This window comes from Nocardioides koreensis (genome assembly GCF_039531775.1).
GTDB lineage: Bacteria > Actinomycetota > Actinomycetes > Propionibacteriales > Nocardioidaceae > Nocardioides > Nocardioides koreensis.
Map to the genome: position 1 here is coordinate 396,834 of NZ_BAAAQR010000001.1, position 22,867 is coordinate 419,700.

Below are 22,867 nucleotides of genomic sequence, written 5' to 3' on the forward strand. Positions count from 1 at the left end.
TGTGGCCCGTCAGGCCCGGGCGACGGCGAGCCGGCCCTTGAGGAGGGGTACGGCGGGGTGCGGCCGGTTCCCGAGGGCGGCCAGGCAGACCTCGATCACCTCGGTGTCGTACGGCGCGAGCTCGATGTAGCGGACCACCGCGTCGGGCTGCGGGTCGGCCAGCAGCGCCTCCCGGAGCGCGACCGCGACGTAGTCGGCCAGCTCGCCCAGCGCCGGCGAGTTGGTGCCGGGCAGCAGGTCGCCGCCGTACGCCTCCACCGCGGCCCCGACGTGGCCGCCGCGCAGCAGGCTCAGCACGTGGTCGACGTCGGTGTGGACCGGCATCATCAGCCGGTAGGGGCGCGAGGACAGCTGGCCGCCGAGCGCGGCGCGCAGGTGGCTCACCTCGGCCTTGAGCGTGGACAGGGTGACGGCCTGGTCGCCGTAGACCAGCGCGTGCAGGTGCTCCAGCGACAGGCCCTCGGGGTGCATGGCCAGCAGCGCGAGCACCTCGGTCTGGCGGCGGTTGAGCAGCAGCCGCTGGCCGTCGAGGCGGGTCTCGACGGTGCCGAGGAGGGTCATCACCAGGCCCGGCTCGTCATGGTCGTCGCTGCCGCCGAAGGTCGGGTGGTGCGACGAGCGCGGCATCGCGGTCTCGATCAGCGCCGCCATCACCCGCGCGGTGGCCAGCCCGATCGGGTGGGTGCGGTCCCAGGTCGTGGAGAGGTCGATGACCCCGAGCTTGCGACCGCTGACGGGGTCGTGGACCGGCGCCGCCCAGCACACCCAGTTGTGCACGATCGGCGCATAGTGCTCGGCGCTGAACACCATGGCCGGCGTCGCGAGGCGGTTGGCGAGGTCGAGGGCGTTGGTGCCGACGCTCTGGTCGTCCCAGCGGCCGCCCGGCACGAAGTTGACGGTCTCGGCCTTGCGTCGCATCACCCGGCCCCCGTAGGTCCACAGGATCCGGGTGTCGGCGTCGGTGACGGCCACGACGAGGTCGCCGTCCTCGGCGGTACGCCGCAGCTCGGCCTCCACGCGCTGCACCGCCGTCTGCAGCGGGGAGCCGCGCCAGATCTCCGCGGTCTCGCCCTCGTCGGCGAGCGGCGCCTGGGTGACGTCCGGCGAGATGGCCGCCTCGGACCGGGCCCAGCTGCTCAGGATCTCGGGGCGGACCAGCCGCTCGGCCCCGTCGCCGCGCTCGACGAAGCTGGTCCAGGCGCGCACCGCCTCGACCCTGCGTGAGTGCAGCTCACTGCGCGCCATCGGACCCCCGGTGTCGGACTGTCTCGCCAACCTAACACCGGCGCGGTGACCCCGGTCACAGATGTTCGGGGGGTCAGGCGTCCCGGTGCAGCGAGACCGTGAGCAGGACCGCGCAGTCGGTGAGGGCGGCGAGGTCGTGCCGCTCGGGCGGGATCACCAGGAAGTCGGAGGCGCTCCCCTCCCACGCGTCGTCGGCGGTCGACAGTCGCACCCGGCCCTGGAGCACCTGCAGCGTCGACTCGGCGGGACTCTCGTGCTCGCCGAGGACGTGGCCCTCGGCCAGGGCGACGATCGTCTGCCGCAGGGCGTTCTCCCGGCCCCCGTGCACGGTGACGGCGCTCCGGCCGCTGTGGTGCTCCCTGGCCTCGGCCAGCTTCTCCTCGATGAGCGCGCTCAACGACGTGCCCTGCATGCGTACCTCCTCGGTCCGTCCCGCCAACCTAGCCCGGCCCGGCCGCCCGGGGGAACGGGTCAACCGTCCAGCTGCCGGCGCAGGAACCGCACGGTCCGGACGATCGAGTCCTGCCACCGGGGCACGAAGGCGTGGTGCTCACCCGGATAGACCTCGAGCCGGCTCTCCACGCCGGCCCGGGTCAGCAGCCGCTGCGTCGTCCGCGCCCACCGGAAGGGGCACGACTCGTCGGCGGTCCCGTGGTGCATCAGGACCGGCTCGGTGATCCGGTCGAAGTACGTGCGGGCAGACAGCTCGCGGTAGAACCGCGGCCGCTCCCGCGGCGTACCGAACCGCTCGAAGAGCGCCCGCACCGCCTCGGGCCGGTTCGGCACCGTGAAGTGGCGCAGGTTGTCGAGGTAGCGCGAGCTGACCGACGCGTAGACCACGGCGGCGTCGACCAGCCCGGGCGCCACGACCAGGGCGTTCAGCGTGACCCCGCCGCCCATGGACCGGCCCAGCATGGCCAGCCGGTCGGGGTCGACGTACGGCTCGCGGCGCAACGCGCGGACCGCGTTGATCGCGTCGCGGGTGTACCCGAGCCGGGTCTCCCGGCTGACGTCGCCGGCCGGGTCGGACCCCGCGTGCCCGCGGTAGTCGGTGTGCAGCACGGCGAACCCGGCGCGGGCGAGCCAGTCCTGCTCACGGGCGAGGCCCTGGCCGGTGACGTAGGAGGTCGGGTCGATGTAGCCGTGGTTGAGCACGATCCCGGGGAAGGGTCCCTGCCCGTCGGGCACCAGGAGGATGCCGGAGACGCTCAGCCCATCGCTGCGGTAGGTCACCTCGTGGCGGGTGTAGGCGTCGGTCGTCGCGACCAGTCGCTGCCGCACGATCCGGGTCGGGGCCGGCGTGGCCCGCATCAGCGCGGGCAGGGAGACCGGGTCGTGGACCGGCGGCAGCGCCTGCTCGGGTGGCTGCCCGGTCTGCTGCTCCGGAGCGGTCGTCGGCGCGCGGTCCGGGGAGGCGGGGACGGCGGTGGACGCCCCGGATCCCGGGGCCGCGTCGTCGCTCGCCGGGCCCGAGCAGGCGGCGACCAGGGCCAGGGCGGCGAGCCCCGCCGCCCGGCCGTACGGCGCCCGCCGCATCGCTCAGCCCGTCACCGGTCGCTCGTCGTGGATCCGCCCGGCCGTCTCCGCGAGCGGCCGGCCGGTGCCGCCCCAGCGCCCGGCGATGATCTCCGCGGCGATGCTGATCGCGGTCTCCTCCGGCGTGCGGGCCCCGAGGTCCAGGCCGATCGGGCTGGACAGCCGGGCCACCTCCTTGTCCTCCAGGCCGGCCTCGCGCAGCCGCTCCAGTCGGTCCTCGTGGGTACGCCGCGAGCCCATCGCGCCGACGTAGGCCACCTCCGGCAGCCGCAGCGCCACCTCGAGCAGGGGCACGTCGAACTTGGGGTCGTGGGTGAGCACCGCGAGGACCGTCCGCCCGTCGATCCGGCCGGCGTCGCGCTCGGCCGCGAGGTAGCGGTGCGGCCAGTCGACGACGACCTCGTCGGCCTCCGGGAACCGGCTGTTGGTCGCGAACACGGGCCGGGCGTCGCACACCGTGACGTGGTAGCCGAGGAAGCTGCCGACCCGCGCCACCGCGGCGGCGAAGTCGATCGCGCCGAAGACCAGCATCCGCGGCTTGGGCGCGAACGCCCACACGAAGACCCGCATGCCCTCGCCGCGGCGTTCGCCGTCGGGGCCGTAGGTCAGCGTCGCGTTGTGGCCCGCCGCCAGCAGCCCCAGCGCGTCGTCGTGCACGGCGTCGTCGGCACGCGGCGAGCCCAGGGAACCCGTCCGGGGAGATAGTCCGTCACGTTCTGGCTGGTTTTCGGGCGATTCTCCAGCCAGAACGTGCCGGACTATCTCCTCAGGACGTACGACGAGCCGCCGCCCGAGCCAGGTCGGGTCGGGGTGCTCGATGACGGTGGCGAGCGCGACCGGACGGCCGGCCTCGACGTCGGCGGCGATCTCCTCGAGCTCGGGGAAGGTCTCGCGGTTCACCTTCTCGACGTAGACGTCGAGGATGCCGCCGCAGGTCAGGCCGACCGCGAACGCGGCGTCGTCGGAGACGCCGTACCGCTCCAGGACCGGGGTGCCGGACTCGACCACGGACTGGGCGAGCTCGTAGACCGCGCCCTCCACGCAGCCGCCGGAGACCGAGCCGACGGCAGTCTCGTCGGGGCCGACCAGCATCGAGGCACCCGCCGGCCGCGGCGCGGACTGGAAGGTCGCCACCACGGTGCCGACGCCGATCGTCTCCCCGTTGCGCCACCACTCCATCAGCTCGGACAACACGTCACGCACGGGACACCACCTTCGCCAGCTCTGCATAGGTCGCCAGCGAGTGGCCGGCGATGAAGTCGTCACAGTGCGGCAGGGCCGCGAGCACGCCCTGCTGCACGGGCTCGTAGCCGGCCTTGCCCCGGTGGGGGTTCACCCAGACCACCCGGTGGACGATCCGGTGCAGCCGAGCCATCTGCTCCGCGAGCAGCGAGGGGTCCCCGCGCTCCCAGCCGTCACTGAACACAACGACGACGGCGCCGCGGGCCATTCCGCGCTGGCCCCAGCGGTCGAGGAAGAACCGCAGCGTCTCCCCGAGCCGGGTGCCGCCGGACCAGTCGGGGACGGTCTCCCCCGCCGCGACCAGCGCCCGCTCGGGGTCGCGCAGCCGCATCGCGCGGGTGAGGTGGGTGAGCCGGGTGCCGATCGTGAAGGTCTCCACGACGCCGCCCTTCTCGCGAGCGGCCTGGGTGAAGCGGTGCGCGAGCCGCAGCAACGGGTCGGCGTACCCGCTCATCGAGCCGGACACGTCGACCAGCAGCACCACCCGCCGCGGGCGCACTCCACGCCGGCGCCAGGCGATCTCGGCGGGCTCCCCGAGGCGGCGCAGGCTCGCGCGCAGGGTGCGGGAGGCGTCGACCTCGCCGCGGTGCCAGGACTGGTGCCGGGCGGTACGCCGCATCGGCGGCCGGCAGTGGAGGGTCGCGAACATGCCCGCGAGCCGGGCGCGCTCGGCCGGCGACATGGCCGCGACGTCGCGGTGCCGGAGCACCTCGGCGTCGCTGGCCATCGCGCGGACCACCTCGTCGTCGGACTCCCCCGAGCCCTCGGCGTCGCTCGCCGGCAGCTCGGAGAAGCCCGGGGCCGCGGGCTGCGCGGGCCGGGTCCGGGGCAGCCCGTCGCGCGCGTTGAACCAGGCCTCGAAGACCTGGTCGTAGCGCTCGAGGTCGTCGGGGCCGGCGCACAGGGTCGCCCGGCCCGCCAGGTAGGTCGCCCGCTGGTCGTCGAGGCCGAGCAGCGCCACGGCGGCGAGGAAGCCGTGGGTCCGGTCCTGGGTGACGCCGACCCCGGCCGCTCGCAGCGCCCGGGTGAAGCCGAGAAGGATCTCGTCGCCCGGGTGCCGAAGGCTTCCGGCGGTCGAGCCTGTCGAGACCATCACGCGCGCAGCATCTGATCGAGGGCCTGGCGGACCCGGTCGGCGTCCTCGCGGTACTTGATCAGCGCACCGAGGGTCGCCGACGCGGTCTCGAGGTCGAGCTCGGTGGTGCCGAGGTGGTGCAGCGCCCGGGCCCAGTCCAGGGTCTCCGCGACCCCGGGCGGCTTCTGCAGGTCGTCGCGGGCGCGCAGCTGCTGGACCAGGGTCACGACCTGGCGGCCCAGCGCCTCGGACACCTCCGGCGCGCGGGAGCGCACGATCTCGATCTCCCGCTCGAGGCCGGGGTGCTCGATCCAGTGGTAGAGGCAGCGCCGCTTCAGGGCGTCGTGCAGCTCGCGGGTCCGGTTCGAGGTCAGGATGACGATGGGCGGCTCGGCCGCCTTGACGGTGCCGAGCTCGGGGATCGTCACCTGGTAGGTCGAGAGCACCTCGAGCAGGAACGCCTCGAACTCGTCGTCGGCCCGGTCCACCTCGTCGACCAGCAGGACCGCCGGGCTCTGCTGGAGCGCGGCCAGCACCGGACGCGCCAGCAGGAACCGGGCGTCGTACAGGCTCTTCTCGGCCTCCTCCACGTCGGCGCCCCCGGCGGCCTCGAGGGCCCGCAGGTGCAGGATCTGGCGCGGGAAGTCCCAGTCGTAGAGCGCCTGGGTGGCGTCGATGCCCTCGTAGCACTGCAGCCGCACCAGCGGCAGCTCGAGGCTCTCGGCCAGCGCCTCCGCGAGCGCGGTCTTGCCGGTGCCCGGCTCACCCTCCAGCAGCAGCGGGCGCTGCATCCGCAGCGCGAGGTAGGTGACCGTGGCCAGCGACTCGTCGCACAGGTACCCGGTCTCGCCGAGGTGGGCGGCGACGTCGCGGGTGGACTCCAGCTCCATGCACCGAGGCTACTTCGGGGCGCGTTGGCGACAGGTTGGGCGGTCCGCCTGGGTCGGTCAGGGGGTGTCCCGGTCGTGGCCGGTCGCGAGGTCGCCGCACTCGACGAGGGTGACGGCGCTCCCGGCGAGGTAGTCCCGCGCGCCCCGGTCCCCGGTGGCCGATGCGTTCACGCCGGGCCAGTGCGCCCGCCCGAGCAGGACGGGGTGACCCGGCCTGCCGTCGTACGCCGCTCGCCGCAGCACGCCGTTGTCGACCTCGGCGTCGAGCACCCGCCGCACCACGTCGGCGGAGACGTCGGGGAGGTCGACCAGCGAGACCAGCACCGCCTCGACCCCGGAGCCCAGCGAGCCCAGCCCGGCCCGCAGCGAGGCCCCCATCCCCTCGGCCCAGTCCGGCGCGACGACCACGTCGACGCCGGCCCCGTCGAGCAGCGCCACCGCCTCGTCGGCGGCGGCACCCAGCACCACGGTCACCTGCGGGCAGCCACCCTCGCGCAGCGTCGCGACCCCCCGGAGCAGCCACGGCTCCCCCGACTCGTCACGGACCAGCGCCTTCGGCATGCCCATCCGGCGTCCGGCCCCCGCCGCGAGCAGCAGCCCCTGGATCATCAGGAGGGGAAGGCCTGGGCGTAGAGACCCGCGAGCCGCTGGGACCAGGGGGCGCTGAGCCCGCAGATCGACACCTCGCCGTCGGTGGCCGAGACGAGGTACCGCTTGCCGTCCTCGAACTCCACGGCCTGGATCAGGGCACGCAGGTCAGCCGTCGGGGCCTCGACCTTGACCAGCTCGGTCGCCTCGCCCGCGTAGAAATGCGTCGGCCTCAGCGTGACCAGCCCGCCGGCGATCCCGGTCACGGTGCCGTCGAAGGCGACGGTCTGCCGGGAGATCGTCTCGGCGGTCGGCACCATGCAGCGGGCCTGGTAGGACGCCGGCCCCGGGGCCTGGAGCTCGGTCACGCTCGGCGAGCCACCGGCCGCGGGCACCTTGTCGTTCCCGGAGTCGTGGCGGAGGAGGCCGAACAGCGCGACCCCCGCGATCAGCACGATCGCGGCGGCGGCGACCAGCCACGTGAGCGGGCTCCGGCCGTGGGTGCCGGTCTCGCGGGACTCAGTGGTCAGGACCTCGTCCTCGGTGGAGCTGTTCATCGTGTCCTCCAGGAGTCGCGCGACCCGGGACGGGTCGGCCGGGGGCAGGGAGGCAGCCGGGTCGGCGGCGCGCAGCCGGTCACGGAGCTCGCCATCCTCGTCCCAACCAGCGTCGTCCCGTCCGGCCTCGTGGTCGCTCACGGCTCCCTCCTCTCTCTCGACCCTTCATGTCCGGCGGGCTGCCCGGTCTTTCGCAGCTCGGCGCGCAACTTCTCGCGGGCGCGGTGCAGCCGGATGCCGGCAGCGTTGGGGGTGATGTCCAGGACGGCGGCGATCTCGGCCGGCGTGAGCTGCTCCCAGGCCCACAGGCGCAGCAGCTCGGCGTCGTCGGGCCGCAACGCCGCCATCGCGTCGGTGAGCAGCTCGTCGCCGTGTCCCGGGCCGGCGGTGCTCTCGGCCGGTCGGTCCAGCACCGCGATCTTCGCCGCCACCCGGGCCTGGCGGCGTGCCCCACGCTCGGCGTTCGCCAGGCAGTTGCGCGCCACCCCGTAGGCCCACGGCAGCGGCGCCGCCGGCAGCTCCTCGAGACGCCGCCAGCAGACGAGCAGGGTCTCGGAGAGCACGTCGTCGGCGGTGGCAGGGTCGGTACGCCGCGCCAGGAACCGCCGCAGCGGCTCGATCAGTGCAGGCGCGATCTCCTCGAAGCGGTCCCGGCGGGTGTGCGCGTCCACCGCTCCACCCTCACACATGCCCCCCACCGACCCGTCGCCAGTTCAACCCCCAGAACGCCGGCCCGTCGCTTGTTGTGGCGTGAGGGCATCGACCCGTCGCTCGTTCGGGGCCACGACGTGGCCGTGAGGGCAAGGCCAGAGTTGCCCCGACTGCCCGGTCACCACCCTGGGAGTGCCCCCGACTGCCCGGTCACGGGGCGGCGGACCGGTCCGACAGGAACGTGGGGGTCTCGGCGTGGGCGCGGTCGACCAGCTCCCAGCCGGTCGCGCCCAGGGTGACCACGGAGACCGGGAAGATGCCGAGGTTCTCCCGCTCCACGTGGTCGTCGAGCTCGCGGAACAGCCGCGAGACCCGCGCCTCGAGGTCTGCCGCGTCGACGTCCAGCGCGGCGATCGCGGCGTCGAAGCCGCGGTGCTCCCCCTCCAGCCGGTCCACCTCGTCGACGAACTCGCCGTCGGCGCGCAGCGCGGCGAAGATGCCGTCCTCCTCGCGGCGCACGTGCGCGGCCAGGTGCCGGACCAGGTCGCCGAGCCGGGCGAACGCCCCCTCGCGGTCACTCGCGCCGAGCGCGCGCCGGACCCGGTGGGCCTCGTCGAGCAGGGCGAGGTGCTCGTCCATCAGCTCCGCGATGGGCGGCACGCCCCGGCAGCCGCAGTGCTCACACATGCCGGCGCTCACACATGCCGGCGCTCACACATCGCAGTGCTCGCTCATGTCAGCCGACCCGGTCCCAGCCGCGCCGCGGCCGGTGGCTGCCCAGCTGGACGTCGCGGCTGCGGTAGACGATGTAGGGCCGGGTGAGGTAGCCCAGCGGGGCGCTGAACACGTGCACCAGCCGGGTGAACGGCCACAGCGCGAACAGCGCCATCGCGACCAGCCCGTGCAGCTGGAAGCTCCACGGCGCCTCCGCCATCAGGCCGGGGTGCAGGTCGAAGCGGAAGATCCCGCGGAACCAGATCGAGACGCCCTCGCGGTAGTTGTAGTCGCCGGTGATGTTCGCGGCCACCGTGTTGTAGAGCCCGAGCAGGATGACGGCGGCGAGGAAGACGTACATCGTCTTGTCCATCCGGGTGGTCACCGAGAAGACCGGGCCGACGGTGCGGCGCCGGTAGATCAGGATGGCCATCCCGGCCACCGTCGCGAAGCCGGCCAGGGCCCCGACGGAGACCGCCAGGAAGTGGTACATCCCCTCGGAGACGCCCACCGCCTCGGTCCAGGACTCGGGGATCCCCAGCCCGATCACGTGGCCGAAGAAGACCCCGATGATCCCGAAGTGGAACAGCGGGCTGCCGATCCGCAGCAGCCGGTCCTCGTAGAGCTGCGAGGACCGCGTCGTCCACCCGAACTTGTCGTAGCGGTAGCGCCAGAAGTGCCCGACCACGAAGGCGGTCAGGCAGATGTAGGGGAACACCACCCACAGGAACTGGTCCACGGTCAGGCTCCTCGCACGGTCGGCATCGGGAGGTCGACGGAGGCCCCCCGGTCGGTCAGGGCGGCGTCGAACTGCGGGGTCCCGTAGGGCGTGAGCCCCACTTCCTCCTCGGGTGGGCCCTCCGCGGCCAGGCGGCGTACGGCGTCCCGCTCGTCGCCGCGCAGGGCGGGCAGGGTCGCCGAGACCGACTGGAGCACACCCGCCCACGGGGAGCGCATGTCCACCAGCGACATCCGCAGCAGCTCCAGCCCGGCGCGGTGGTCGAGGAGCAGCTGCCGGCCCTGCTCGGGGTCCACGCACGCGGCGTACTCGAGGACCACGCAGAGGTGGTCCGGGAGCTCTCCCCCGGCCTGCTCGAGGTCGAAGCCGGAGGCGAGGTAGGCCTGCTTGAACCGCAGCAGCGCCACCCCGCGCTTGCGGGTGTCGCCGTGCGCGAAGTAGGTCAGGAAGAGGTTGCACCGGCGGCGCGAGTCGAAGGTGGCGACGTAGTCGGCCTGCAGGTCCGGGAGCGGCGTGGACCCCAGGCGTACGACGACCTGGCGCAGCGGCTCGCCCACCGCGGCCGGGAGCTGGTGCGAGGCCTCCCGCAGCAGGTCCAGGCGCTCCAGCAGCCCCTCGTCGGGGTAGTCGAGCAGCAGCGACGCGGACTGCCAGGCGACCAGCTGCTGCTCCCGCGTCAGCCGGCGGCTCACTGCTCGCCCTCCTGCGGCTCGTCCTTGGGCGGGAACAGCCCGGGCGGGGAGCCCTTGCCGTCCCAGTTGAGCAGGTTGACCCGGGATGCCTTGTCCGTCGGCGAGGCCAGGGTGTCGGCGGTCTGCCGGTCCTGGAGCATCTGGAAGTTCTCCACCGCGAGCGGGGTCTGGCCGCCCGAGCCCTCCCCGAAGATCTCGGGGTTGCCGCCGCCGTACTCGCTGACCGCGCACTCGGTGGCCAGCTCCTCCAGCGAGTGCGCCTGCTCGGCGTGCGCGGGCGGGATCACGTAGCGCTCGTCGTACTTCGCCAGCGCGAGCAGGCGGTACATGTCGTACATGTCCTCCTCGCTCATGCCGACCGCCGCCGGGATCGAGCCGTCGGGCTCCCGGCCGAGGTTGATGTCGCGCATGTAGGAGCGCATCGCCGCCAGCTTCTTCAGCACGCCGTCCACCGGCGCGACGTCGCCGGCGGTGAACAGCTCGGCGAGGTACTCGATGGGGATCCGCAGCGCGTCGATGGCGGCGAACAGGTTGCCGGTGTCCTCGGCGTCCTCGCCGGTCTCCTTGACCACGTCGACCACCGGGGACAGCGGCGGGATGTACCAGACCATCGGCATGGTGCGGTACTCCGGGTGCAGCGGCAGCGCCACCTTGTACTTGTTGATCAGGGCGTGGATCGGCGACCGCTGCGCGGCCACCACCCAGTCCCGCGGGATGCCGGCCCGCTCGGCCTCACGCATCACCTCGGGGTCGTTGGGGTCCAGGAAGACGTCGCGCTGCGCCTCGTAGAGCCCGTGCTCGTCCGGCGTCGACGCGGCGGCGAGCACCTTGTCGGCGTCGTACAGCATCAGGCCGATGTAGCGCAGCCGGCCGACGCAGGTCTCCGAGCAGACCGTGGGCAGCCCGACCTCGATCCGCGGGAAGCAGAACGTGCACTTCTCGGCCTTGCCGGTGCGGTGGTTGAAGTAGACCTTCTTGTAGGGGCAGCCGGACACGCACATCCGCCAGCCCCGGCACCGGTCCTGATCGACGAGGACGATGCCGTCCTCCTCGCGCTTGTAGATCGCGCCGCTCGGGCAGGAGGCCGCGCAGGACGGGTTCAGGCAGTGCTCGCAGATCCGCGGCAGGTAGAACATGAAGGTCTGCTCGAACTCGAACTTCACCTTGTCGGCGATGTTCTTCAGCATCGGGTCGCGGTGGGTGTTGGCCGTGGAGCCGCCGAGGTCGTCGTCCCAGTTGGCCGACCACTCGATCTTCATGTCCTTGCCGGAGATCAGCGACTTCGGCCGGGCGACCGGCGTGTGCTCCTGCGCCGGGGCGTCGGTGAGCGTGGCGTAGTCGTAGGTCCACGGCTCGTAGTACTCGCCGATCGAGGGCAGCTTGGGGTTGGAGAAGATCGTCAGCAGCTTCTTGAACCGGCCACCCGCCTTGAGCTTCAGGCGCCCGCGGCTGTTGAGCTCCCAGCCGCCCTTCCACTTCTCCTGGTCCTCGTAGGTGCGCGGGTAGCCGAGGCCGGGCCGCGTCTCCACGTTGTTGAACCACACGTACTCCGTGCCGGACCGGTTGGTCCACGCCTGCTTGCACGTCACCGAGCAGGTGTGGCAGCCGATGCACTTGTCGAGGTTCATCACCATCGCCATCTGGGCCATGACCTTCACTGGTGACGAACCTCCGACGCCTCGTTGGTCGAGCTTGTCGAGACCATCAGTACTGGACCTCCTGGGAGCGCTTGCGGATGACGGTGACCTCGTCGCGCTGGTTGCCGGTCGGGCCGAGGTAGTTGAACGCGAAGGACAGCTGGGCGTAGCCACCGATCAGGTGGCTGGGCTTGACCAGCAGCCGGGTCAGCGAGTTGTGGATGCCGCCGCGCTTGCCGGACGTCTCCGCGAGCGGTACGTCGATCAGCCGGTCCTGGGCGTGGTACATGTACACCGTCCCCTCGGGCATCCGGTGGGAGACGATCGCGCGGGCGACCACCACGCCGTTGCGGTTCACCGCCTCGATCCAGTCGTTGTCGCGGATCCCGACCTTGGCCGCGTCCCGGTCGCTGATCCAGATGTTCTGGCCGCCGCGCGAGAGCGACAGCATGAACAGGTTGTCCTGGTACTCCGAGTGGATCGACCACTTGTTGTGCGGGGTCAGGTAGCGCACGGTCAGCCCGGCGACCCGCTCCCCGCTGCCGTCTGCCACGTCACCGAGGTCGGGCTCGGCGAACAGCGCGGCCATGTTCAGCGGTGGCCGGTAGACCGGCAGCCCCTCGCCGAGCTCGGTCATCCAGTCGTGGTCGAGGTAGAAGTGCATCCGCCCGGTCAGCGTGTGCCAGGGCTTCTTGCGCTCCACGTTGACCGTGAACGGCGAGTAGCGTCGGCCGCCGGTCTCCGAGCCCGACCACTCCGGCGAGGTGATCACCGGCACCGGCGCCGCCTGGGTGTCGGCGAAGGTGACCTGCTTGCCCTCGTGCTCCTCGGCGAGGTCGGCGAGCTTCGTGCCGGTGCGCTTCTCGAGCGTGCGGAACCCCTGCGCGGCCAGGTGGCCGTTGGTGGTGCCGGACATCGCGAGGATCGCCTCGCAGACGTGCACGTCGCGCCGCAGCGAGGGCCGGCCGTCGGCCACCCCGCCGCGCACGGCGCCGTTCTTGTGCCGGAGGTACTCCACCTGCTTGCCGAGCTCGAAGGTGATGCCCTTGGTGGTGGCGCCGAGGGTGTCCATCAGCGGGCCGAGCGCGTTCATCTTCTCCGACACCGCGGCGTAGTCGCGCTCGACCTCGACCAGCTTCGGCATCGTGACGCCGGGGACCGGCTCGCACTCCCCCGTCTTCCAGTCGCGGACCACGCCGTGCGGGTTGGCCATCGCGTCCGGGGTGTCGTGCATGAGGGGTACGGCGACCACGTCGCGGCGGGTGCCGAGGTGCGTGGCCGCGAGCTCGCTGAACTTCTCCGCGATCGTCTGCCAGGCGTCCCAGTCGGTGCGGGTCTGCCACGGCGGCGCGATCGCGGGGTTGAACGAGTGCACGAACGGATGCATGTCGGTCGTGTTCAGGTCGTGCTTCTCGTACCACGTGGCCGCCGGCAGCACGACGTCGGAGAAGATCGTCGTGCTGGTCTGCCGGAAGTCCAGGGTGAGCAGCAGGTCGAGCTTCCCCTCGGGCGCCTGCTCGTGCCAGGCCACGTCGACCGGCCGCTTGCCCTCGGGGGCCTCGGTCGCGCGCAGCGAGGAGTCGGTCCCGAGCAGGTGCTTGAGGAAGTACTCGTTGCCCTTGGCCGAGGAGCCGAGCAGGTTGGCCCGCCAGATCGAGAGGATCCGCGGGAAGTTCTCCGGGGCGTCCGGGTCCTCGCCCGCGAAGGACAGCGCGCCGGACCTGAGCTGGTCCACGACGTGCTCCCCGACCGGGCGCCCGGCCTCGGCCGCCTCGTCGCACAGCTCGAGCGGGTTGCGGTTGAAGGTCGGGTAGGACGGCATCCAGCCCATCCGTGCGCTCTGGGCGATCACGTCCGCGGTGGACCTGCCCGCGAAATGGCCCTTGCCGGCCCGCTCTCCGTGTCGCAGTGCGGACAGCGTGTCCGCCCCGAACTGGTCGTAGCGGAACTGGTCGGTGTGGAGGTACCAGTAGGCGGTCTGGATCATGTTCCGTGGTGGCCGGTTCCAGTCCAGCGCGTTGGCGATCTGGGTGTAGCCGGTGATCGGCCGGACCTTCTCCTGGCCCACGTAGTGCGCCCAGCCGCCGCCGTTGACGCCCTGGCAGCCGGTCAGCGTGGTGAGGGTCAGGAACGAGCGGTAGATCGTGTCGGAGTGGAACCAGTGGTTGGTGCCCGCACCCATCACGATCATCGAGCGCCCGTGCGAGTCCTCGGCGTTCTGCGCGAACTCCCGCCCGATCCGCGCGGCCGCGGACGCGGGGACGCCGGTGATCTGCTCCTGCCAGGCCGGGGTGTACGGCGCCGAGGCGTCGTCGTACCCGTTGTTCTCGCCCTGGGGCCACTGCCCCGGCAGCCCGTCGCGGCCGACGCCGTACTGGGCGAGGAGCAGGTCGAAGACCGTGGTGACCAGGTGGCCGCCGACCCGGCGGACCGGCACCCCGCGCGGCAGGTCGGCCGCGGCCCCGTCCGGGGTGTCGAAGCGGGGCAGCCGGACGAGCACGCTGTCGGCGGAGGTGTCGATCAGCGAGAGCTTCGGGTCGACGTCGCCGAGCTCGAGGTTCCACCGACCGGCGCCGGTCTCGCCGAACCGGTGGCCCAGGGTGCCGTGCGGGACCACGGGCTCGTCGGTGCGCGCGTCGATGAGGACGGTCTTGAAGGCGGCGTTCTCCTCGTGCTCGTGCGCCGGCAGGTCGGCGGCGGTCAGGAACTTCCCCGCGACGTACGTGGTCTCGACAGGCTCGACCACCGACCCGGTCTCGGTGGTCGAGCCTGTCGAGACCTCCTCGAGCCGGACCAGGTGCGGCAGGTCGGTGTAGCTCTTCACGTAGTCTTGGAAGTACGCCGCCTTCCGGTCGACGAAGAACTCCTTGAGCACCACGTGGCCCATCGCCATCGCGAGCGCGGCGTCGGTGCCGGGCCGCGCCGGCAGCCACTCGTCGGCGAACTTCACGTTGTCGGCGTAGTCGGGCGCCACCGCGATCACCTTCTGGCCGCGGTAGCGCGCCTCGGCCATCCAGTGCGCGTCCGGGGTGCGGGTGACCGGGAGGTTCGAGCCCCACATCACCAGGTAGCCGGCGTTCCACCAGTCGCCGGACTCCGGCACGTCGGTCTGGTCGCCGAACACCTGCGGCGAGGCGACCGGCAGGTCGGCGTACCAGTCGTAGAAGCTCAGCATCGAGCCGCCGATCAGGTTCACGAACCGGGCCCCCGAGGCGTGCGAGACCATCGACATCGCGGGGATCGGCGAGAAGCCGGCGACCCGGTCCGGGCCGTACTTGCGGATCGTGTGCACGTGGGCGGCGGCCACGATCTCGACCGCCTCCTCCCACGTGGCGCGGACCAGGCCGCCCTTGCCGCGCGCGGCCTTGTAGGCCTTGGCGCGCAGGGGGTTCTCGACGATGTGCTCCCACGCGCGCACCGGGTCGCCGTCGTGCTGCGACTTGGCCTCGCGGAACATCTGGAGCAGCACACCGCGCACGTAGGGGTAGCGGACCCGGGTCGGCGAGTACGTGTACCAGGAGAAGGCCGCGCCGCGCGGGCAGCCGCGGGGCTCGTACTCCGGGGAGTCCGGGCCGACCGAGGGGTAGTCGGTCTGCTGGGTCTCCCAGGTGATGATCCCATCCTTGACGTAGACCTTCCACGAGCAGGAGCCGGTGCAGTTCACCCCGTGCGTGGAGCGCACGACCAAGTCATGACTCCACCGGTCCCGGTAGAAGTCGTCGGCGGCGCGGCCGCCGACCTTGGAGAGCGTCCGGAGGTCCCCGGAGACCTGCCCGCGGGTGAAGAAGCGCCTGCTGCGGACCAGGGCATCGCTGAGCGCCCCGTCCATGCCGACACCGTCGCCGCCCGTTGCTCGTACGTCCGTCACTGACACACCTCTCGGTTCGTCGTTAACCTGCCGGAATGCCGCAGCCCCTCGCCGACCGCGTGCGCACCGCCGTCGAGGGCCTCACCCCCGGCTACTTCGCGCTGGTGATGGCCAGCGGCATCCTCTCGGTGGGGATGGAGCTCGAGGGGTACGCCGCGCTGTCCTGGCTGCTGCTGGTCGTCTGCGCCACGGCGTTCGGGGTGCTCCTCGGCCTCAGCCTGTGGCGGTTCGTGGCCTACCGTCGCGCGACCGTCGAGGACTTCCTCGACCCGCGTCGCGCCTTCGGCTTCTTCACCTTCGTCGCGGGCACCAACGTGCTGGGCGTCCGGCTGGGCATGGACGGCCACCACGGCACCACCGCGGCGATGCTGGCGCTGGCCGGCGCCGTCTGGCTGGTGCTCGGGTACGTCGTGCCGTGGACCGCGGTGCTGGGTCCCCAGACCCGCCCGGTGGTCGCCACCGCCAACGGCACGTGGTTCATCTGGGTCGTGGCCAGCGAGTCGGTCGCGGTCGCGGCGGCGAGCATCGAGCCGGTCGTCGCCGATGGACGCCGCGAGCTGGCGCTGCTGGCGGTCGTCTCCTGGTCGGTGGGCGTGTTCCTCTACGCCGCTGCCGGGATCTTCGTCTCGCTGCGCCTGATGCTCTACGACTTCGGCCCCGAGGAGCTGACCCCGCCGTACTGGGTGGCCATGGGCGCGATGGCGATCACGGTCCTGGCCGGCGCCCGCATCGTGGAGATGGCCGACGCCCCCATGGTCGACGCGACGCGCGGCCTGATCGCGGGCCTCGCGGTGGTCTTCTGGGGCTTCGCGACCTGGCTGATCCCGGTCCTGGTCGCCGCGGGCTGATGGCGGCACGTGACCCGCCGGATCCCGCTGCGCTACGAGCCCACGCTCGAGCTGTGGGTGGCCTTCGCGGCCTGGGCGATGGTGCTCGCCGGGATGATCCTCCATGTCACGCGTTCCGTGCTGCTGGGTCCGCGGCCGCGGAGCTGACCCGCTCGTCGTGGGCGCGCTCGGTGTGGCGGACGACGGTGACGGTGAGCAGCAGGGTCAGCGCCGCGGTGACCGAGAGCATCCACAGGCCGATCGCGTAGGAGTCGGTCCGGCCGTAGACGTAGCCCATGATCAGCGGCGGCACGAAGCCTCCGAGCCCACCGGCGGCGCCGACGAGCCCGGTGACGCCACCGACCCGCGAGGGCTCGGTGACCTTGGCGATCAGCGCGAACGTCGCGCCGCTGCCGGCGCCCAGCGCGGCCGCCATCGCGAGGAAGGCGACGGTGCCGATGTGCTCGAGGATCGGGTGGGTGGCCGCCACGCCGGCCCCGACCACCACGACGGCGTACGCCGTGGCCAGCACCGGGATCGGCCCGAGCTTGTCGGAGAGCCAGCCACCGACCGGGCGCATCACCACGGCCACGACCACGAAGCCGGCCATCCGGTTCGCGGCGTCCGCCGGGGTCAGGCCGTAGTCGGTCTTGAGGTAGGCGGGCAGGTAGACCGAGAACGCGACGTACCCGCCGAAGGCGACGGCGTAGAGCAGGCAGGCCTGCCAGGTGATCGGCAGCCGGGCGTTGGCCGAGAGCCGCGCCACCAGCGACGTGGTCGGGGCGGTGCGGCCCGGCGCGTCCCGCATGATCACCCAGGCCAGCACGGCGTACACCGCGAGCGCGGCGGCGGTGATCAGGAAGGGCGCCTTCTCGCCGACGTTCGTGTAGAGCTTCACCGTCGTCAGCGCGCTGATCGCGGTGCCGCCCATGCCGGCGCCGAAGATGCCGACCGCGAGGCCGCGTCGCTCCGGCGGGAACCAGGCGTTGACGAACGGCACCCCGATCGCGAACGCGGTCCCGGAGATGCCGAGGAAGAACCCGCCGACCAGGATCAGGGCGTAGGAGTCCAGCGCGAAGAACGCCAGGAACAGGATCGGGACGATCGTGGCCCCGGAGACGATCGGGAACATCACCCGGCCGCCGAGCTTGTCGGTGAGCGCGCCGACCACGATCCGGCCCAGGGAGCCCACGATGACCGGCACCGCGACCATCAGGGCGACGTCGGACTCGCTGAGGGTGCCGAGCGTGCCCTGCTCGCGGAACAGTGGCCCGAGCGGGCTGATCAGGGCCCACGCCCAGAAGTTCAGGGCGAACCCGATCGTCGCCATCGCCAGCATCAGCCACGGCGAGTGCGTGGCCTGCTCGGCCCGCCGCCCCTCGAGCAACCTGTCGCTCATCGCACGCCTCCGTCCGACAACAAGGTCGTGCCCACCATGGCGCATGTGGCCGTTGTTGCCAATGGGATCTGCATGGTTCAGCCCGCCTTCCGCATCAACCGCAACCGCCAGACGTCGGGACCGCGGTCGAGGTAGTCCACCTCGAAGGCACCCGGGGACCGCTGCTCCAGCTGGCCCAGCAGCGGGAGCGGGTCGTGGGAGACCCGGAGCACGAGGCCCTGGCCGTTGCGCACGCCGTCGAGGGCGCCGAACACGGTGGCGTGCCGGATCGCGTGCGGGATGGCGCGGGCGTCGAGCTCGGGCAGCCCGGCGTCGTCGGCCTCGCCACAGGTGCACTCGTGGCCGCCGCTCCGGTGACCGGCGTCCGGCGCCCCGTGCTCGGCACCACTCGCCCCGCTCGCCCCGCCGCCCAGCAGCTCGTGCATGCCACCGAGCAGGTCGGCCACCGAGACCCCCGGGGCGGCGACCAGGAGCGGCAGGACCTGCTCGTTCTCCTTGGCCAGGTGGACCTCGAAGACGGCCCGGACGGCCCGGCCCAGCCCACTGGCGGCGACCGGCTCGGACGTCGCGGCCAGCTCGTCGACGAGCGCCACGATCGCGCGGTGCTCGGCCAGCATCGCCTCGACGAGCAGCCGGGCCTCCGGCATCTCCGCCGCGGCGGCGTACATCGTGGTCTCCTCGGCCAGGGCGTGCGGGACCAGCTCCTCGCGGCACCAGCGGACGAGGTCGAGCCGGCGCTCCGCGGCCGCCGCCACCTGCCCGCCCCCGGCCGCCGCCGTCAGGCTCTCGACGGCGAGCGTCAACGCGCCCGTCATCTCCGCATGGTGGTGCTCGACTGCCTCGGCGGCTCGGGCGTCGGCCTCGTTCGAGGCGATGACCACGTCGTTCATGTTCGGTTCTCCTCACTGCGCCCCGGTGGGGCCTGTCCCGTGGCCCGTGATGGTGGGCTCGACACCTTTTTACTACAATCGAGACCGTGAAAAATGACAAGGGCCGGATGTCCTCCGTCACATCGCAACCCGGCCCGCGCCCGGGCACCGGCGCACGGCCGCTGTCCGACTCCGCGGCCGCGATCCTCGAGGTGCTGCGCGGTCAGGCCGAGCCGCTGACGCTGGCCGCGCTGGCGCGGCTCATCGGCCTGCACACCAACACCGTGCGCGAGCACCTCGACGTGCTGGTCCGTCGCGGACTGGTGGCGCGACAGCGCGCCGAGCCCGGCGGTCGGGGTCGGCCGGCCTGGCTCTACTCGATCACCGACGCCGAGGTCGAGACCTCGGAGTACGCCGGCCTGGCCGCCGCGCTCGCGGCCGCGATCAGCCGGTCCAGCCCCTCGCCCGCGGCGGACGCCGCGGTCGCCGGCGAGGAGTGGGGGCACGACCTGGCCCAGGCCCGCGGCGCGGCGCCGACCACGCCCGACGCCGCCCGCACCCATGTCGTCGAGCTGCTCGACGACCTCGGCTTCCGGCCCGAGCAGGAGGCGGAGGACCCCGCCACCGTGCGACTCACCCGGTGCCCCCTGCTGGAGGCGGCGCACCGGCACCCCGACGTCGTCTGCGCGGTTCACCTCGGGATCGTGCGCGGCGCCCTGGAGGAGTACGGCGCGGACCCGGCCGCCAGCGAGCTCGAGCCCTTCTCCGAGCCGGGCGCGTGCCGGCTCGTCGTACCGCCGCGGCCGGAGTGACGCATGTGACGCACGTCGCGCGCGTCTTAATTGGTATCTCAGATTCGAATTAATCTACGTTGCTCGTGTGCAGCTCACCGGCTTCACCGACCTGGCGCTCCGCATCGTGATGCGCCTGGCGGTCCTCGAGGACTCGACGTCCACCACGCGCACCGTCTCCGACCAGCTCGAGGTGAAGTACACCCACGCCACCAAGGTGGTGGCCGAGCTGCAGCGGCTCGGTGTCGTCGAGACCCGGCGCGGCCGGGCCGGCGGGCTGCGGCTGCGGGACGACGCCCATTCCCTCTCCGTGGGCCAGCTGGTCCGGAGCCTCGAGGGCCCCGGCGAGGTGGTCCAGTGCGAGGGCCCCGTCCCCTGCCCGCTGCGCGGCGGCTGCCGTCTGCGCGCGGCGCTGCACGACGCCCAGGAGGCGTTCTTCGCGGCGCTGGACCCGCTGACGATCGCGGACCTCACCGCTCCCCCGACCCGGACGATCCTGCTCAACCTCAGCGGTCGCCCCCGAGACTGACCCAGAGATCGATCCCCCTCTCACCCCTGAAGGAGCCACCATGCTGTCCCCCTCGGCCACCGAGGTGGTCCGGGCCACCCTGCCCGTCATCGGCGCCGCCATCGACGAGATCACCCCGGTGTTCTACCGGCGCATGTTCGCCGCCCACCCCGAGCTCGAGCGCGACCTGTTCAACCGCGGGAACCAGGCCCAGGGCGAGCAGCAGCGGGCGCTGGCCGGCGCCATCGCCGCCTACGCGACCCTGCTCGTCACCCCCGGCGGCCCGGACCCGCGCGAGGTGCTGACCCGGATCGCCCACAAGCACGCGTCGCTCGGCATCACCGAGGACCAGTACCCGATCGTGCACGAGCACCTCTTCGCCGCCATCGTCGAGGTCCTCGGCGACGCCGTCACTGCCGAGGTGGCCGCCGCCTGGGACGAGGTCTACTGGCACATGGCCGGCTCGCTCATCTCGATCGAGAAGGAGCTCTACGCCGGGGCCGGCGTGGCCGCCGGCGACGTGTGGCGGACCCTGGTCGTGCGTCGGCGCCTGCAGGAGTCCCCCGACACGGTCTCCTTCGCCCTCGCCTCCCCCGACGGCAGCCCGCTGCCGGAGTCGCGGCCCGGCCAGTACATCTCGGTGGCGGTCCGGCTCCCCGACGGGGCCCAGCAGATCCGCCAGTACAGCCTCACCGGGACGTCCGAGCCGAGCGAGTGGGCGATCTCGGTCAAGGCGGTGCCCGCCCGGCGCGACGACCACGACGGCATCGTGCCCGCCGGCGAGGTGTCCAACTTCCTGCACCACAACGTGTTCGAGGGTGACGAGATCACCGTCTCCGCGCCCTTCGGCGACATGGTGCTCGACGAGGGCGAGGACCCGCTCGTGCTGGTCTCCGCCGGCATCGGCGTCACCCCGATCATCGGCTTCCTGCGCCACCTGCTCAGCAAGGGTTCGGCCCGCGAGGTGCTGGTCGTCCACGCCGACCGCACCCCCGCCAGCCACGCGCACCGCCAGGAGCTCAAGGAGCTGGTCGCCGCGCTCCCCTCCGCGTCGCTGCACCGCTGGTACGAGGACCTCGGCCTGCGCCCGACCCGCGACGTGCTCAACCTCGGCCGGGTCGACCTGGGGTCGGTCGAGATCCCGGCGAACGCGCAGGTCTACCTCTGCGGCCCGCTGCCGTTCATGGAGTCGGCCCGCGAGTCGCTGCTCGCGCGACAGGTCCCCGCCTCCCGCATCCACTACGAGGTCTTCGGGCCGGACAAGTGGCTCGCCACCGCCTGACCGAGCGCCGCCGCTTCAGGGAAAGCCGGCCGACAATGCAGCAGGGCCCCGGTCCGAAGACCGGGGCCCTGCTGTGTGGCTGGGGGTGGGGCAGGACTCAGAAGTCCATGCCGCCCATGCCGCCGGACGGGTCACCCATGGGGGCGGCCTTCTCCGGCTTGTCCGCGACTACGGCCTCGGTGGTGAGGAAGAGCGCCGCGATGGAGGCGGCGTTCTGCAGCGCCGACCGGGTGACCTTGGCGGGGTCGATGATGCCCTCGGCGAGCATGTCGACGTACTCACCGGTGGCCGCGTTCAGGCCGTGGCCCGGGGTCAGGTTGCGCACCTTCTCCGCCACGACGCCGCCCTCGAGGCCGGCGTTGATCGCGATCTGCTTGAGCGGGGCCTCGGTCGCCAGCTTGACGATCTGGGCACCGGTGGCCTCGTCACCCTCGAGCTCGAGCTTGGCGAACGCCTCGGCCGCGGCCTGGACGAGCGCCACGCCACCGCCGGCGACGATGCCCTCCTCGACGGCCGCCTTCGCGTTGCGAACGGCGTCCTCGATGCGGTGCTTGCGCTCCTTGAGCTCGACCTCGGTGGCCGCGCCGACCTTGATCACCGCGACACCGCCGGCCAGCTTGGCCAGGCGCTCCTGCAGCTTCTCGCGGTCGTAGTCGGAGTCCGACTTCTCGATCTCGGCGCGGATCTGGTTGACCCGACCCTCGATCTGGGCGGCGTCGCCGGCGCCCTCGACGATGGTGGTCTCGTCCTTGGTGATGACGACCTTGCGGGCCTGGCCGAGCAGCTCGATGCCGGTCGACTCGAGCTTGAGGCCGACCTCCTCGGAGATGACCTGGCCGCCGGTCAGGATCGCGATGTCCTGCAGCATGGCCTTGCGGCGGTCACCGAAGCCCGGAGCCTTGACGGCGACGGACTTGAAGGTGCCACGGATCTTGTTGACGACCAGCGTGGACAGGGCCTCACCGTCGACGTCCTCGGCGATGATGACCAGCGGCTTGCCGGACTGCATGACCTTCTCGAGCAGCGGCAGCAGGTCCTTGACGTTCGAGACCTTCTGGTTCGCGATCAGGATGTAGGGGTCCTCGAGGACCGTCTCCATACGCTCCGGGTCGGTCACGAAGTACGCCGAGATGTAGCCCTTGTCGAAGCGCATGCCCTCGGTGAGCTCGAGGTCGAGCCCGAAGGTGTTCGACTCCTCGACGGTGATGACGCCTTCCTTGCCGACCTTGTCCATCGCCTCGGCGATGATCTCGCCGACCGTGGTGTCAGCAGCGGAGATCGAGGCCGTCGAAGCGATCTGCTCCTTGGTCTCGACGTCCTTGGCCATCCCGAGCAGCTGCTCGGACACGGCCTCGACGGCCGCCTCGATGCCGCGCTTGAGCCCCATCGGGTTCGCACCCGCGGCGACGTTGCGCAGACCCTCGCGGACCATGGCCTGGGCCAGGACGGTCGCGGTCGTCGTGCCGTCACCGGCGACGTCGTCGGTCTTCTTGGCAACTTCCTTGACGAGCTCGGCCCCGATCTTCTCGTACGGGTCCTCGAGCTCGATCTCCTTGGCGATGCTCACACCATCGTTGGTGATGGTGGGAGCACCCCACTTCTTTTCGAGCACGACGTTGCGGCCCTTGGGGCCGAGGGTCACCTTGACGGCGTCGGCGAGCGTGTTCATGCCACGCTCGAGGCCGCGCCGGGCCTCCTCGTCGAATGCAATCAGCTTCGGCATAACTCCTGCGATCCTTCGCATTGAAGAGTTCGTG

At 72.2% G+C, this 22,867-nt stretch carries 21 protein-coding genes and 2 pseudogenes; 5 read left to right on the forward strand and 18 right to left on the reverse strand.

From position 1 onward, the window contains the following. Positions 1 to 9: 9 nt before the first annotated feature. The 14 genes from ABD268_RS01865 to ABD268_RS01930 form a co-directional block, all read right to left on the reverse strand. Positions 10 to 1,206 carry a transcriptional regulator gene (locus tag ABD268_RS01865; RefSeq protein ID WP_344146713.1) on the reverse strand — a complete coding sequence of 399 codons (1,197 nt, stop codon included), beginning with the start codon at positions 1,204 to 1,206 and terminating at the stop codon, positions 10 to 12. Positions 1,207 to 1,318: 112 nt separating this feature from the next. Beyond that, entirely contained in the window at positions 1,319 to 1,657 is a 339-nt protein-coding gene (locus ABD268_RS01870; RefSeq protein ID WP_344146716.1) for a cupin domain-containing protein, read from the reverse strand. Positions 1,658 to 1,716: 59 nt separating this feature from the next. Next, the gene (locus ABD268_RS01875) at positions 1,717 to 2,781 is read right to left on the reverse strand and encodes an alpha/beta hydrolase family protein (RefSeq protein WP_344146719.1); all 1,065 of its coding nucleotides are present in this window, start codon (positions 2,779 to 2,781) and stop codon (positions 1,717 to 1,719) included. Positions 2,782 to 2,784: 3 nt separating this feature from the next. Beyond that, positions 2,785 to 3,984 (reverse strand): XdhC family protein, encoded by a 1,200-nt coding sequence (locus ABD268_RS01880; RefSeq protein ID WP_344146722.1) that lies wholly within the window; start codon positions 3,982 to 3,984, stop codon positions 2,785 to 2,787. After that, on the reverse strand, positions 3,977 to 5,116 hold the full coding sequence (locus ABD268_RS01885; RefSeq protein WP_344147938.1) for a vWA domain-containing protein: 1,140 nt from the start codon (positions 5,114 to 5,116) through the stop codon (positions 3,977 to 3,979). Before ABD268_RS01885 ends, ABD268_RS01880 begins: the two co-directional genes overlap by 8 nt. Next, positions 5,116 to 5,988 carry an AAA family ATPase gene (locus ABD268_RS01890; protein ID WP_344146725.1) on the reverse strand — a complete coding sequence of 291 codons (873 nt, stop codon included), beginning with the start codon at positions 5,986 to 5,988 and terminating at the stop codon, positions 5,116 to 5,118. Before ABD268_RS01890 ends, ABD268_RS01885 begins: the two co-directional genes overlap by 1 nt. Positions 5,989 to 6,045: 57 nt before the next feature. Beyond that, positions 6,046 to 6,597: a nucleotidyltransferase family protein gene (locus ABD268_RS01895; protein ID WP_344146728.1), complete on the reverse strand. Its 552-nt coding sequence runs from the start codon at positions 6,595 to 6,597 to the stop codon at positions 6,046 to 6,048. After that, positions 6,597 to 7,274 (reverse strand): hypothetical protein, encoded by a 678-nt coding sequence (locus tag ABD268_RS01900; RefSeq protein ID WP_344146731.1) that lies wholly within the window; start codon positions 7,272 to 7,274, stop codon positions 6,597 to 6,599. The genes ABD268_RS01895 and ABD268_RS01900 overlap by 1 nt, the downstream gene beginning before the upstream one ends. Beyond that, on the reverse strand, positions 7,271 to 7,804 hold the full coding sequence (locus ABD268_RS01905) for an RNA polymerase sigma factor (protein WP_344146734.1): 534 nt from the start codon (positions 7,802 to 7,804) through the stop codon (positions 7,271 to 7,273). The genes ABD268_RS01900 and ABD268_RS01905 overlap by 4 nt, the downstream gene beginning before the upstream one ends. A gap of 190 nt (positions 7,805 to 7,994) precedes the next feature. Then, positions 7,995 to 8,471, reverse strand: coding sequence for a hemerythrin domain-containing protein (locus tag ABD268_RS01910; protein WP_344146737.1), 477 nt, complete (start codon positions 8,469 to 8,471; stop codon positions 7,995 to 7,997). 49 nt (positions 8,472 to 8,520) lie between these two features. Then, a complete protein-coding gene (narI, locus tag ABD268_RS01915; RefSeq protein ID WP_344146740.1) occupies positions 8,521 to 9,237 on the reverse strand; it encodes a respiratory nitrate reductase subunit gamma in 717 nt (238 codons plus the stop codon). A 2-nt stretch (positions 9,238 to 9,239) separates the two neighbouring features. Then, positions 9,240 to 9,929, reverse strand: coding sequence for a nitrate reductase molybdenum cofactor assembly chaperone (narJ, locus tag ABD268_RS01920; RefSeq protein ID WP_344146743.1), 690 nt, complete (start codon positions 9,927 to 9,929; stop codon positions 9,240 to 9,242). Next, positions 9,926 to 11,587, reverse strand: coding sequence for a nitrate reductase subunit beta (gene narH / locus ABD268_RS01925; protein WP_344146746.1), 1,662 nt, complete (start codon positions 11,585 to 11,587; stop codon positions 9,926 to 9,928). Before narH ends, narJ begins: the two co-directional genes overlap by 4 nt. A 46-nt stretch (positions 11,588 to 11,633) precedes the next feature. Next, positions 11,634 to 15,395 (reverse strand): nitrate reductase subunit alpha, encoded by a 3,762-nt coding sequence (locus tag ABD268_RS01930; protein ID WP_344147941.1) that lies wholly within the window; start codon positions 15,393 to 15,395, stop codon positions 11,634 to 11,636. Between the two features lie 74 nt (positions 15,396 to 15,469). Here ABD268_RS01930 and ABD268_RS01935 point away from each other — a divergent pair, with 74 nt between their 5' ends. Beyond that, entirely contained in the window at positions 15,470 to 16,282 is an 813-nt protein-coding gene (locus tag ABD268_RS01935) for a tellurite resistance/C4-dicarboxylate transporter family protein (protein ID WP_344146749.1), read from the forward strand. Positions 16,283 to 16,291: 9 nt separating this feature from the next. Then, positions 16,292 to 16,429 carry a hypothetical protein gene (locus tag ABD268_RS01940; protein ID WP_344146752.1) on the forward strand — a complete coding sequence of 46 codons (138 nt, stop codon included), beginning with the start codon at positions 16,292 to 16,294 and terminating at the stop codon, positions 16,427 to 16,429. Here the strand turns inward: ABD268_RS01940 and ABD268_RS01945 are convergent. From ABD268_RS01945 to ABD268_RS01955, 3 genes and pseudogenes are all read right to left on the reverse strand, one after another. Then, the gene (locus ABD268_RS01945; protein ID WP_344146755.1) at positions 16,389 to 17,660 is read right to left on the reverse strand and encodes an MFS transporter; all 1,272 of its coding nucleotides are present in this window, start codon (positions 17,658 to 17,660) and stop codon (positions 16,389 to 16,391) included. The genes ABD268_RS01940 and ABD268_RS01945 overlap by 41 nt on opposite strands. A 77-nt stretch (positions 17,661 to 17,737) precedes the next feature. Beyond that, a pseudogene (locus ABD268_RS01950) lies at positions 17,738 to 18,001 on the reverse strand (DUF2249 domain-containing protein); the annotation flags it as partial. A 138-nt stretch (positions 18,002 to 18,139) separates the two neighbouring features. Next, positions 18,140 to 18,550, reverse strand: a pseudogene (locus ABD268_RS01955) (hemerythrin domain-containing protein); the annotation flags it as partial. Positions 18,551 to 18,657: 107 nt separating this feature from the next. Here ABD268_RS01955 and ABD268_RS01960 point away from each other — a divergent pair. From ABD268_RS01960 to ABD268_RS01970, 3 genes are all read left to right on the forward strand, one after another. Beyond that, entirely contained in the window at positions 18,658 to 19,341 is a 684-nt protein-coding gene (locus ABD268_RS01960; RefSeq protein WP_344146758.1) for a helix-turn-helix transcriptional regulator, read from the forward strand. A 67-nt stretch (positions 19,342 to 19,408) separates the two neighbouring features. Beyond that, on the forward strand, positions 19,409 to 19,849 hold the full coding sequence (locus tag ABD268_RS01965; RefSeq protein ID WP_344146761.1) for an RrF2 family transcriptional regulator: 441 nt from the start codon (positions 19,409 to 19,411) through the stop codon (positions 19,847 to 19,849). Positions 19,850 to 19,889: 40 nt separating this feature from the next. Further along, on the forward strand, positions 19,890 to 21,110 hold the full coding sequence (locus ABD268_RS01970) for a globin domain-containing protein (protein ID WP_344146763.1): 1,221 nt from the start codon (positions 19,890 to 19,892) through the stop codon (positions 21,108 to 21,110). Positions 21,111 to 21,207: 97 nt separating this feature from the next. On the opposite strand, the gene groL is transcribed toward ABD268_RS01970, so the two are convergent. Continuing rightward, positions 21,208 to 22,833 carry a chaperonin GroEL gene (groL, locus tag ABD268_RS01975; protein ID WP_344146765.1) on the reverse strand — a complete coding sequence of 542 codons (1,626 nt, stop codon included), beginning with the start codon at positions 22,831 to 22,833 and terminating at the stop codon, positions 21,208 to 21,210. Between the last annotated feature and the right edge of the window lie 34 nt (positions 22,834 to 22,867).